Origin of the sequence: Corynebacterium lipophilum (genome assembly GCF_024102595.1) — a bacterium.
GTDB lineage: Bacteria > Actinomycetota > Actinomycetes > Mycobacteriales > Mycobacteriaceae > Corynebacterium > Corynebacterium pseudogenitalium.
On record NZ_JAEUWV010000030.1, the window covers coordinates 1 to 12,316 of the forward strand.

The following is a 12,316-nucleotide window of genomic DNA, read 5'->3' on the forward strand; positions in this document are numbered from 1 at the left end:
CGCCTGAAGTGGTGGACCTTCCGGTCTACGGCAGGGAATCCCGATTCAACGAGCACTGTCCCGCCGTAGGCCCAGGCAGGACCTGGAATCCATATCCAAAAAAGCACACATTTTGTCGCTTAACCCGTGCCCGAGCATTTCCCCAGGTCGCGCTCGCTTCGTGAGGGAATGTGGTGCACTACCCATCGCCCGAGTGCCAAAGGACGCAACCCACTTTTCACGACCTGGGCTTTTACCCCCTCTCCCAACAAAAACTGCGTCCTTTGGCACTTGCACCACGCACGGAGACACCAAATTCCCCCACCGGCTGCCAGTGACCTTGACTTTTCCAATCCGTCCCGCGAAACCCAGGAATGTGGTGCGCGAGGAGGGTAGTTGCGCACCAAAATCCGGCATTTTGAAAAGTCGCCAAGGCATTTCCCCAGGTCGCACCGACCGTATGAGGGAATTTGGTGCGCGGGTCCAGCACGACAAAACCCCGCGACCCAACTCGCAGGTCGCGGGGTTTTATACAGAGGAGCTACTTCTCCTTAGGGGTGGTCGGCTCAGCCGAGGTCGTGGCAGGTGCCGTGGTCGATGGCTTCCGGCCGAGGAAGTCGCCGAGCGAGGAGCCCTCGTTGGAGCTCTGCTGGATCTTGTTGGCTGCGCCGTTCTCGCCTGGGGCACACAGGGAGAGCAGGCCGGCCAGGGCACCAATGCCGAGCGTGACCGCTGCGATGGCGCCGAGGGCTTCGGTGGCCTGCGGGCCGAACTTGGCGTTCAGGCGGGCGGCTTCAACGTCGAGCTGCTTCAGGAAGTCAGGTCGGTTGTCGCCGAAGTTGCCGAACGGGTTCGGGATGTTCATCTGCTCGGAGACGCGGCGTGCGGAGGCGCTGATCTCTGGGCCCATTGCGGCGATGAGTGGCGCGCCGACGGCGACTGCCAACCCGAGCGGGATGAGCCACAGGAGTGGCCCGCCGTGGGAGGACATGTCGGCGAAGCAGCGCTGCAGGTCATCGGTCGAGCTCTTGCCTGGGGTCTTCGGCTGGTCTTCACCCTGGACAACGACGTGGACGGTGACGTCGCCTTCGCGGCCTGGGATCGTGATGTCGAAGCCCTTGGGGTCCGGGGTTCGCTCAGCTGGCGGGACGATGATGACCTTGTCGCCCTCGCGCTGAGCGGTCCAGCCGTCGGGGAGTTTGAGGTCGCCGATGTTGGCACCTGGCACGTGGACCTCAACGTGCGATGTGCCCGGTTTGACCTCAATGGTCGGAGGGGTGTTGCCGCCCGAGGTCGACGGGGTGTCGTCACTGACAGTTACAACCGCCGGGCGGGTGACGGTCTTGCCGCCTGGGTAGGTGACCTCTACTGGGACGACGATCTGGTCGCCTGGTTTGGCGTCGGCAGGTGGCGTGACGGAGACTGAGCCGCCGTCGTTGATGGTGACGCTCCAGCCTTCCGGCGCCTTCCAGCCGTCGACGATCTTGAAGGTCGCGCCGTCAGGCTGCGTGCTTGGCGGCACGACAACGGTGACGCCGCCCTTGGTACGGCCAGGGTTGTAGTCGACTGGTGGCTGGCCTTCGGGGGTGTCGGCGTCGTCAACAACCAGGATGGTTGCTGGGCGGGTTACCTTCTGGCCGCCTGGGTAGGTGATGTCGACTGGGACGACGGTGTAGTCGCCGGACTTGGCGTCGGCAGGCGGGGTGGCGGTGACGGAGCCGTCCTCGCCGACGGTGACCTTCCAGCCCTTCGGCGCCTTGTACTCAGGCGAGATTACGAAGGCGGTGCCGCCCGGCGCGCGTGGCGTCGGGTTGACGGTCACGGTCTGGTTCGGCTTGGTCTGCTTCGGGGCGTAGTTCTGGTCGGGGGCGGACGGGGTGGCCGGGTTCGGGTCGACGGGTGCGGCCGGGTCGTCGATGACGGTCACGACGATTGGGCGCGTGATGGTGTTGCCGTTCGGGTCGGTGACCTGCACGTTAATCACGCCGAAGTCGCCTGGCTTGGCGTCTGCTGGTGGGGTGACGTGCGCGACACCGGTGTTCTCGTCAATGTTGATGGTCCAGCCTTCAGGGATGTCCTTCTGCTCGACAACGTAGGTGGAGCCCTCGGTGCCACCCTTCGGGGTGACAACTACGACGGTGCCCGGCTTGGTCGGCTTCGGTGGGAACTGGACGTCGTTGGTGCCCTTGGGGGCGTCGTCGACAACTACGACGACTGCTGGGCGAGTGATCGAGGAACCATCCGGGTAGGTGATCTGGACAGGCACGACAATGCGGTCGCCTGGCTTGGCATCGGCAGGCGGGGTGGCGGTGACGGAGCCGTCCTTGCCGACGGTGACCTCCCAGCCCTTCGGCGCCTCGTAGGCGCCGTGGATGGTGAACGTGGTGCCCTTCGGCGCATCAGCGCTGAACTCTGGGGCGTCCACGGTGACCTCGACACCTGGGCGGGTGGTTTCCGCCAGGTAGTACGCGTCTGGGTTCTGTGCCTGCGGCGGCGCGCTGACGATGACGGTGCCCGGTACGACCTTGGTGGAGCCGTCTGGGAAGGTCACCTCAACGTTGATGGTCTTCGTTTCGCCGTCGCGGGCGTTCGCCGGCGGCGTTGCGGTGATCTCGCCGGTGCGCTTATCGACGCCCACCGTCCAATCACCGAGCTGCTGGTCAGGGGCGATCTTGAAGGTCGTGTCGGCCGGCAGCTCCTGGTCACGGACCTGCGGCAGCGTCACTGTAACGGATGGGCGGGTAATCACCACGTCGTAGCCAGGGGTGTGCTCCTGCGCCAGGGTCGTGTCAACGCCGACCACGGACTCCAGCACGTCGTGGGATCCGTCTGGGTAGGTGGCCTTGACCTGCACGGTCACGGTATCTTCCAGGCGCGCGCTCATCGGCGCGGTGACCTTGAGCGCGTTGCTGCCCTCTTCCAGAGTGACGTCCCATGGGCGGGCCTCGCTGCTTGGGGTAGCGCCGACGACCTCGAAGGTGGTGCCGTCAGGGTACTTCGGGCTGCCCGGCTTCAGCGCGACGGTTGCCGTCTTGCCCGGGGAGGTCTTCTCGTTGCCGTAGCTTGGGGCCCACTGCTGGGTCTTGAGCTGGAACGTTTCGCCGATCTTGGCGTTGTCCTTGTACTTCTGCAGGTTGAGCTGGTCGGAGCCGTCGCGCGGGGTGGCGTATACCTCAACCTGGAGTACCTCCGGCTTCTCGTTGTCGATTTCGCCGGTCCCGCCGACAGGCAGGGTGACATGCACGCGGCCATCCTTATCGACGCGCGCATTCGCGCCCTCGACAGCCTTCCCGTTTCGCGTTACGACGGCAATCACGCGGGCGTAATCAGCCTGGCTGCCGTTGCTGACCTGGATGTTCGTCGCAAACTCCTTGCCGTTCGCGGTGACAACCGGCACCTCGTCCTGAGCCGCCTGCAGCGGGAAGCACTGCGCGTTCTCTGCCGGGACCGGCAGCAGGTCAACCTCGGCGATGTTGCGGGCTTCGAAGCCCAGGCGGTTCGGGAAGTTCTCGTAGCCGTTGCCTACGCTTCGGGCGACCCACGCGAACGTGCGTGTCTCGCCTTCCTTGATGTCCTTCACGTCCTCGAGGGTGACCTTCGCGGACACCACCGGGGAGCCTTCCGAAAGGTGCAGCTCGACCGGCTCAACGTGCGCGGTGCCGGTGACCTTCAGGTCCATATTGGTGGTGCTACCCTCGCCGGAACGCACCGCTCCTGGGATAGTCTCCCCTACAGACACCGCCGAAAGGGTGAAGGTCTCCTCGAAATCAGAGATGCCGGTCTGGTTCATGCGCAGCTCGGAAACCATCGAGTCCACAGCGTGCTCGCCGTCGCCGTGGAGGCTGACCCAGTAGTACACCTCAACCTGGCCCTGCTCGTTGACAACGCGGGTGCCCGTCTCAAACGAGCCCTCGTTCGGCGTAGTCACGGCACCAACGTGCTGGTGCGGGAACAAGGTGTTCGCGCTCAGCACGTCGTGGCATCGGTTCTCTTCGGCGCTCTGCGCGTCCACCTGTGGCACCACGAGCGCGGACGCCCCCAGCGCCAGCGCCACCACAGTGGCTGACATTCTACGATTTCGCATTCTGAAACTCCCCTCAAAGGCAACTGTGTGTTATTTGTGCTATCCATTCATCATGAACGGTTTTTAAGAAGTTTCAAGTACTTTTGACAGTTTATTTTCAGCAAACGCCCGGACCTGCACAGTTGTCGTCAAAATATTTGCATCACATGCATGTTATTCAACCAGCGGTTACCCCCGCTCGGGTGTATTTGTCCAGACGAAAGGATCCGCTGAGAGCTTCTCAGGGTCAAAGCGCTCAAGGATCTCCTGCGCCGTCCCAGCGCCTGCGCACCCAATCGATTCCGCCAGCGCCCGCACCACGCCATCCACCCCAATGCGCTGCGACATCTCCGCAAACGTCACCGCCCCGTCGCGCTTCGCCAGCCGCTTGCCCTCCGCGTTGAGCACCAGCGGCACGTGCACATACTCGGGTTCCTGCCCGCCCAACAAGTGCGTCATGTACGCCTGCGCGGGCGCCGACATCAACAAATCATCCCCACGAACCACCTGGTCAACCCCCTGGTCCACGTCGTCGACGACCACCGCCAAGTTATACGCCCAGTCCCCCGCCTGCGCCTGCGTAAGGTTGCCACCGCGGCGCACCACCACGTCATCGACAGGCCCGGTCACCTCCCCGGCAAAGAAGTCACGAACCGTCCACTCCCGCACATCAGCACGCAGGCGAAGGGCAGGCATGCGGCCCTGCTGCGAAAGCTGGTGGCGTCGAAAAGCTCGCTGCTCCTCGCTCAAATCCCTGCACGTGCCCGGGTACATCCCAGGCTGCGCATGCGGCGCACTCGCCGCCTCCCGAATCTCGCGGCGCGTGCAGTAGCACTCATACACCGGGAGCTGCGACAACGCCGCCTCATACAACGCCGAACGCTGCGACTGCCACACCACCGGCGGATCAAAATCAAGGCCCAGCGCCAACAAGTCCTCTATTTGACGACGCCCCGCCGCCTCCGACGAACGCTCCGAATCAACATCCTCCACCCGCAACCAAAAACGCCGCCCACTCCGACGCGCGAACAACCACGCCAGCAGCGCCGTCCGCAGATTGCCAAAATGGAGATCCCCACTCGGAGAAGGTGCATACCGTCCAGCATTCATGTGTATAGGATATGTAGCCGTGACAAACCAAGAAACTTTTGCGCGATCGCTTTACCCTGTACTGGTATCTGTGTTCTGCGCCGTCTTCCTCATTTCCAACATCACAGCACAGAAGGGAGTCGCCCTCGGACCATTCATCACCGACGGCGCCTTTTTCCTCTTCCCACTTGCATACGTCCTCGGCGACGTGCTCGCCGAAGTCTACGGATTCAAAGCCGCCCGCCGGGCGATCTTCACCGGATTCGGCATCGCCATCCTGGCCGTCGTGTCCTTCTACATCGCCATCTGGCTCCCCGGCGCCGACTTCTACGACATGCAAGAACCCTTCTCGACGATCCTCGGCCTCATGCCGCGCATCGTCATGGCGTCCCTGGCCGGCTACATCGCAGGCCAGCTGCTCAACGCGTGGGTGTTGCAGAAAATGAAAGACCGGTTCGGACACGACCGCCTGTGGGCACGCCTCATCGGCTCCACCATCGTCGGCGAGTTCGCCGATACCCTCCTGTTCTGCGCCATCGCAGCGGCGGTCATCGGCATCGAAACGCCGGGTCAGTTCATCAACTACGTCGTCGTGGGCTTCCTATGGAAGACCCTGCTCGAAGTCGTCCTACTCCCGATCACGTACCCGACCATCGCGTGGGTACGCCGCCGCGAGCAGGAACTGCATGCGGAGCTGCGAAGCTAACGCCCAGAGCCAGCGCTAGGAGCTGGCTCGAACACCAATCTGAGATCAAGGGCCGCAAGCACTTTGAGCAAAGTGTCAACAGTCGGGTTACCAAGCCCGTTTTCAATGCGGCTCAACTCGGCTTGCTGGATCCCAGCGGAATCTGCAACCTCTTGCTGCGTTGCGTCACGTTCTTTCCTCGCTGCCATCAGGGCAGCACCCACTGCCCTTCGGTCTGCAATCTCGGAAGCAAACGCACGAGCAGCAGCATCTCGCACGATCTCAGCAGCTGGTGAAGCTGCTTCCCGATACGGTTTTACGAATTCTTCAAATGCTGTAGTCCCCATTCCCACACCTTTCATCTGCTGATTCAATACCCCTGATCTTATGTGTTACAGCACATAAGATCAAGAGGGTTGGTCACGCTTCCACTGCTCCAACGCAGCCCTTGCAGCTCGAATCTCCTTCTGTTCTTGCTTGCTACTTGGCGCACGCAGTTTGTTGTACCCACCCAGCAACAGAACGATCTTATCGCCGTGAAAAGTGCAGTAGACACGGATCAATACGCGTTTCTTCCACCAACGTTTTGGCACCCGATCAGCTGCTCCCGAGGGCCCATGCTCGCGAAGAATTGTGTCGATGCTTCTTCTTATTCGAAGTTCAAACAGCCCCCTACCAAGGCTTTTGCCCCATTCGCTTTCACAGATGCGAATCCCCAGCGGCGCTAAGACATACTGGACTGCTGCGTCCGTGACTGCTCGTTCCACTTCATCCAGGCGTTTGTAAAAACGATGAAAGTTTCCACCATCGAAAACCTCGACACGCCAAAGTTGATCAGACAATATACCCCCTTGTCCCCCGAAATGCGCTCTAGCTTAACGCCTATAAGAGCCTCTAGCCCCCAGAAACACCTACTTCCCCGCGTAGTACCTGCCCATAAACTCGTCGCGGAACGCCTCGTACTCCCCGGCATCGATGGCGTGGCGGATGTTGTCCACCAGGCGGATCATGAACTCCAGGTTGTGCATGGTGCACAGCGTCCCCGCCAAGAACTCCTTGGCCTTGAGCAGGTGGTGGATGTAGGCGCGCGAGTAGTTCTCGGAGACGTAGCCGCCGAACTCCTCGTCGACGCCGGAGAAGTCCCGCTTGAACCGGGCGTTCATCAGGTTCATGCGTCCGTCCAGCGTATAGACGCCACCGCGGCGACCAAGCCGCGTCGGCGCGACGCAGTCGAACGTGTCGGCGCCGGCTTCGACGGCGGTGAAGATGTCGTCCGGCTCGGAGATGCCCAGCAGGTGGCGCGGCTTGTCCACGGGCAGCTCGTCAGTGACCCAGCCGACGATGGTGCCGAGGTTTTCCTTCTCAAGGGCGCCGCCGATGCCGAACCCGCCGAAGCCGCGTCGGCCGGCCTCGCGCGCCTCCCGGTCGAGGTCGAGCAGTCCGCGGGTGGCGTGGCGTCGTAAATCTTCGTACTGGGCGCCCTGCACCACGCCCCACAGTGACTGCTTCGGGCGGTGCGTGCGCGCCTCGGTGAGGCGGTGGTGCTCGTCGAGGCAGCGCTTCGCCCAGCGGTGGGTGCGCTCCACGGAACGCTCCTGGTAGTCGCGGGTATCCACGAGGGTGGTGAGCTCGTCGAAGGCGAACATGATGTCGGCGCCGAGCTGGTGTTGGATCTGCATGCTCACCTCGGGGGTGAAGCGGTGCTTGGAACCGTCGATGACAGACTTGAAGTCGACGCCGTCTTCGTCGACCATCGCCATGCGCTTACGCTTCTCGGCCCGGATGTCTTTGTCGGTGAGCCCGGCGGTGTCCATGGCCAAGACCTTCTTGAAGCCGACGCCCAGGCTCATCACCTGGAAGCCACCCGAGTCCGTGTAGGTCGGGCCGTCCCAATTCTCGAAGGCGGCGACGCCCCCGGCCTCGTCGACGATGTCGGGCCCCGGCTGAAGGTACAGGTGGTAGGCGTTGGACAGGATCGCCTGCGCACCGGTCTGGTGGATCTGCTCCGGGGTGAGCGTCTTCACCGTGGCCTTCGTGGCCACCGGGATGAACGCGGGGGTCTGGATCGGGCCGTGCGGCGTATGGATCACACCCGTGCGCCCATGCTTACCCGGCGCGTCATACAGGGTGGTGTTCAGGTCGAAGGAAAGGTCGTCGGTCATGCGTGCTCCAGTGATTCGGGGTGGAATTCGGCTTCGAGTTCGGTGCCCTCCACGTCAACTTCCGGCAGCACCTTGTCCAGCCACTTCGGCATCCACCAGGTGGAACGGCCCAGGATGAACATCGTAGCGGGGACGAGCGCCATGCGGACGAAGAAGGCGTCGAAAAATACGGCGGCGCCGAGCGTAAAGCCAAAGATTTGGATGAATGGCAACGGCTGGTCGATGAACGCCACGAACACCGCAATCATGATGACTGCTGCGGCCGTGACCACGCGCGCGCCCTGCACGAAGCCCTCGACGGTGGACTCGCGCACCGCCTTGATTTCCGCCTCCGGGTCGCCGGCGCGGCGCAGCTTCAGGTAGCGCTCGCGGATGCGGGTGACCAGGAAGACCTGGTAGTCCATGGCCAGGCCAAACGTGACGCCGATCAGGAAGATCGGCATAAACGACATGATTGGGCCGGGGGTGTTCACAAGTCCACCCCAGCCGAGCTGGAACAGGCCCACCGTCATACCGAACGCCGCACCGACCGACAGCAGGAAGCCAAGGCCCGCCACCACCGGCACCAGGATGGAGCGGAACACCAGGATCAGCAGGATGATCGCCAGCCCAACCACGATCGCGAGGTAGAGCGGCATCGCCGCCTCAAGCTCCTCCGTGATGTCCATCTGCACAGCGGTAAGGCCCGTCAGGCCTATCGACGTCCCCGTCGCATCCTCCACCTGGACATTGTTCGCGCGCAGCGCATGCGCCACCTCCAGCGTGTACTCCTCCTCCGGACCGCCCTTCGGGGTGGCCAGGATCCGGGCCGCCGTCAGGTCCTCGTTCGCGCCTACCAGCTGCGCGTGCTCGATCCCGTTGACGCTGTTGGCCTCCTGCACCGCATACATAAACGACGCCAGCGCCGCCTTCTGCGCGCGCCCGCCAGCCTCGTCCGGCATCATCGCCATGTACGGCTGCAGCATCTCCGCGTCCGGGTTGACGGAGGTGGCGTCGACAACCAGGAGGAACGGCGCGTTGACCCCCGGGCCGAAGCCCTCCGCCATCAGGTCCGCCGACTTGCGCTGCGTCGTGTCCAAGTTCGACGTCGTATCCGACGGCAACGCCATCTCCAGCTGCAGCAAGGGTGACGCCAGCGCACCCAGCCCCAGCACGACCACCGTCATCACCAGCACCGGGAACCTGCGCACCACGTTCACCCAGGACCGGCCCACCGACTTCGCCGACAAGTCGCGGCCAGGCCGCTTACCCGGGCCAGGGTTGCCCGCGAACCACGGCAACTTCCCACCAAAGGAACGCTCACCCCACACGCCCAACAGCGCCGGGAGCAGCGTCAACGCCACCAGCACCGCGATGAGCACCGTCAGCGCAGCCGCCAAGCCCATCCACGTCAAAAACTCAATCCCGGCCAGGGACAGCGCCACCAGCGCCGTGAACACCGTCGTCCCCGCGAACACCACCGAAGAACCGGCCGTGCCCACCGCCAGGCCCGCCGCCTCCGGCGCGTCCAGCGTCTGCCGCTCCTGCCTGTACCGCGACAGGATGAACAGCGCGTAGTCAATACCGACAGCCAGGCCGATCATCACCGCCAGCACCGGCGTGACCTCGTTGAGCTCCACCCAATGCGTCGTGATCAGCACCGCCAGCACACCAATGCCCACCCCCACAACAGCGCTCACAATCGGCATTGTCGACGCCACCAAGGACCCAAACGTCACAATCAGCACCACAAACGCCACCGCGAGCCCCACCATTTCCGACGTCGTCTTAATCTGGATCGGATCCCCGAACCCGGCACCACCGGCCTCAACCTGCAGGCCAGCCTCCCGGCCGATCTCCAGCGCCTCATTCACCACGGCGCGCTCTTCCTCCGACACCGACATCGAAGACTCCGCGCCAAACTCGAACGTGGTGTACCCAATCCGGCCATCGTCCGACACCATCCGCAGGTAGTACGCGTCCTGCTTCGCCTGCTCCTCAGGCAGGCCCATCTGCGTCATCTGCCCGACGATCATCTCCCCCAGCTCCCGGTTCACATTCACCGGGTTGCCAAACCTGTCCGTCCCCGTCAGCCCCTCCAGGTGCTCCTCGATGTAGCCGACCGTCGCGTCCATCCCCGCCATGAACTCCGGCTCATCTAATCGACGCCCCTCCGGCGCCGCAAACACCAAATTCACCCCGGGCGCCGTCGCCACGTTCCCCTCACCCGGGAAGTGCCGCTCCATGTCCTCGAGTGCTTCGATGCCGGGCGTCCCCGAGATCGGAAACTCCGACGTAAACGGCTTCATCAGCGAAAACGCCCCCGCCGCCGTGGCGCCGAGCAGCAACAGCCACGCCACGATCACCTTCCACTTATGCAGAAATGACCAGCGCCCAAGCCGAAACAGCATCTTCGCCACGGTGTTTACGTCCTCACTGTCGCTTCTCGATTGTTGGTGCCACCAAGCCGCGGCACGTTACCAGGCCATCTTATAGGCGAACCCTTGCTGGACTCGATTTCCCTTCATACCCAGGTCACCGGTTTGACCAAGCGAAAAAGTTGCCCGCCTTAGACAACCTGGGGAAACGCACCGACCCCACCCCAAATCCGGGAATGTGGTGCACATACAAAGGAGCGAGTGCCAAAAGACGCAACGCAATAATTCTAGCCCTTTTTTGGCCTGCGGGAATACAAATGCTCGTTTTGCGACGCTCTGTGTCAAGTGGTTGTGGGCCAGATTCATGGTTAACAATGCATCATCAATGCACGTGGTATCGGCGCTGTCTTAGTTGTTGTGCGGATAATCGTGACTTTCTCAGGCAACCCAATCGGTGTTTTCGGTCGCGCGGTAATTACCCCATCAGCAAGGGCTTGCTCGACGGCACTTCGCCGGTTGGCCTCCAGCTTTTGCCATGTGCCGTCTAGCACGCTTTGCGGTGTGTAGCCATTAATCCCACTGTGGGGCCGTTGGTTATACAACGTTGTAAACTCATCAACCCAGCCTGCTGCATGTTTGATGCTGGCAAAGGCCTTCGGGTAGTAGGCCATACCTTTCATGGTGTGAAACAACGACTCCATATGCGGATTATCGTTGCTAATCGACTGCCTGCTGAAGGAGCGTTTGACCTGGTGGGCATCGAAGAGTTTGCCAAGGCTGCGACTGGTCATCGCTGCCCCGTTATCGGAGTGCACCGTGTCGACATCAGGGTGTGCGGCAAAGATTTCTTCAAACATATGTCGTGCCACGCGGGAATCTTCGTGGTGGGCAACGACTGCGCCGACAACAGCACGGGAATATAAGTCGATTGCGGTATGGCAGGCGTAGTACTGGTTTGTGTACTTGCCTGGAAGGTAGGTGATATCCCAGCACAGCACTTGACCTGGTCGGTGTGCTTCAACATGTGGGGGCTGGTTGTGCCCGCGTGCACGCCGTGGGCGTGTTCTGCGTGTGCCGTGGCGTTGTGATAAGAGTTTGCCGTGTGCTTTGGCGACCCGGTAGAAGCTACGCAAGCTGGCGATATAGCACCCATTGTTCAATGCGTGGTAGAAGACATCATCCACACTCGAATACGGATTGGCATCCAACAAGGCCAAAATGTCGTTGACTTGCGCATCGGTTAAGCGTTTGATGTTGCGTTTGTGATGCGGGATCGGATCTTGCTTCTTCGGGCGGGGATTGTCCTGGTAATACCGCCTGGAACGGGCCACGCCTAACACGTTGCAGGCTTTCCTCATTGAGTGCCCGATACCAACGAGGGCTTCGATTAGCTCGTTTTCTTGTTGTAGGCCTGCCTCATAGCGTTGTGTTTGTTCTACTGTGAGGATTTTCCCGCCGCGTTTGAGTCCCCGCCAGTGTTTTCTGGCAGAGACGCTATAGCTTTTCCCAGTACATCACTGGTGTCCTTCCACAGCTTGTTTTCTTTGCGCAGCTTGGCGTTTTCTCGTTGTAGCGCGTTGTATTCCTTACGCGACATGGTGACCATGTCGTTGTTGGTGGTCTTGGGGGTGTTCAAGGGTTCTGCCTTTCTTGTGTGCGTGTAGTGGGCAATCGTGCCGTTTGCGACTTTATCGATCCATCGGCGCATCGTGTCTTTGACGATGCCGTGCTTATCAAGCAGTGCCTGCTTTGTCCCATGCGGGGCGGCAACATACTGGTGGACAAGTGAGATGATTGCTTCAGCGTCTAACACCACCGGTACTGGTGTGGTTGCCCCGGTATAGACTGCGGCGCGGACCTGACCCCCGTTAGGTAGACACCTCTGAAACCGACAACACAGTGTCGGAGAAAGGTAACCTACCCTAATGCCACGGAAAACATATTCGGAGCAATTCAAGCGCGACGCCGTTGCCATGTACGA

Annotated in this window: 9 protein-coding genes; 1 reads left to right on the forward strand and 8 read right to left on the reverse strand. The window is 61.9% G+C overall.

Going from position 1 to position 12,316, the window contains the following annotated elements; genetic code table 11:
- Nucleotides 1–520: 520 nt before the first annotated feature.
- Together JMN37_RS10880 and gluQRS are read right to left on the reverse strand one after the other, a co-directional pair.
- Nucleotides 521–4,063 carry a YPDG domain-containing protein gene (locus JMN37_RS10880; RefSeq protein ID WP_252932167.1) on the reverse strand — a complete coding sequence of 1,181 codons (3,543 nt, stop codon included), beginning with the start codon at nt 4,061–4,063 and terminating at the stop codon, nt 521–523.
- A 168-nt stretch (nt 4,064–4,231) separates the two neighbouring features.
- The gene (gluQRS, locus tag JMN37_RS10885; protein ID WP_071573452.1) at nt 4,232–5,152 is read right to left on the reverse strand and encodes a tRNA glutamyl-Q(34) synthetase GluQRS; all 921 of its coding nucleotides are present in this window, start codon (nt 5,150–5,152) and stop codon (nt 4,232–4,234) included.
- Here gluQRS and JMN37_RS10890 point away from each other — a divergent pair.
- Nucleotides 5,151–5,837 (forward strand): queuosine precursor transporter, encoded by a 687-nt coding sequence (locus tag JMN37_RS10890; protein ID WP_070477264.1) that lies wholly within the window; start codon nt 5,151–5,153, stop codon nt 5,835–5,837. The two genes, gluQRS and JMN37_RS10890, sit on opposite strands and share 2 nt — an antisense overlap.
- Here JMN37_RS10890 and JMN37_RS10895 read toward each other — a convergent pair.
- The 6 genes from JMN37_RS10895 to JMN37_RS10920 form a co-directional block, all read right to left on the reverse strand.
- The gene (locus tag JMN37_RS10895) at nt 5,834–6,163 is read right to left on the reverse strand and encodes a helix-turn-helix domain-containing protein (RefSeq protein WP_168161602.1); all 330 of its coding nucleotides are present in this window, start codon (nt 6,161–6,163) and stop codon (nt 5,834–5,836) included. The genes JMN37_RS10890 and JMN37_RS10895 overlap by 4 nt on opposite strands.
- Before the next feature lie 60 nt (nt 6,164–6,223).
- Nucleotides 6,224–6,658 carry a type II toxin-antitoxin system RelE/ParE family toxin gene (locus JMN37_RS10900; RefSeq protein WP_141742150.1) on the reverse strand — a complete coding sequence of 145 codons (435 nt, stop codon included), beginning with the start codon at nt 6,656–6,658 and terminating at the stop codon, nt 6,224–6,226.
- Between the two features lie 69 nt (nt 6,659–6,727).
- Nucleotides 6,728–7,978 carry a tRNA guanosine(34) transglycosylase Tgt gene (gene tgt, locus JMN37_RS10905; protein WP_070477262.1) on the reverse strand — a complete coding sequence of 417 codons (1,251 nt, stop codon included), beginning with the start codon at nt 7,976–7,978 and terminating at the stop codon, nt 6,728–6,730.
- Nucleotides 7,975–10,377, reverse strand: coding sequence for an MMPL family transporter (locus tag JMN37_RS10910; RefSeq protein WP_252932168.1), 2,403 nt, complete (start codon nt 10,375–10,377; stop codon nt 7,975–7,977). Before JMN37_RS10910 ends, tgt begins: the two co-directional genes overlap by 4 nt.
- 326 nt (nt 10,378–10,703) lie before the next feature.
- Nucleotides 10,704–11,783: an IS3 family transposase gene (locus tag JMN37_RS10915; RefSeq protein WP_269010992.1), complete on the reverse strand. Its 1,080-nt coding sequence runs from the start codon at nt 11,781–11,783 to the stop codon at nt 10,704–10,706.
- A partial coding sequence (locus JMN37_RS10920; RefSeq protein ID WP_252932170.1) for a hypothetical protein occupies nt 11,771–12,316 on the reverse strand: 546 nt, incomplete at its 5' end. The genes JMN37_RS10915 and JMN37_RS10920, both read right to left, overlap by 13 nt.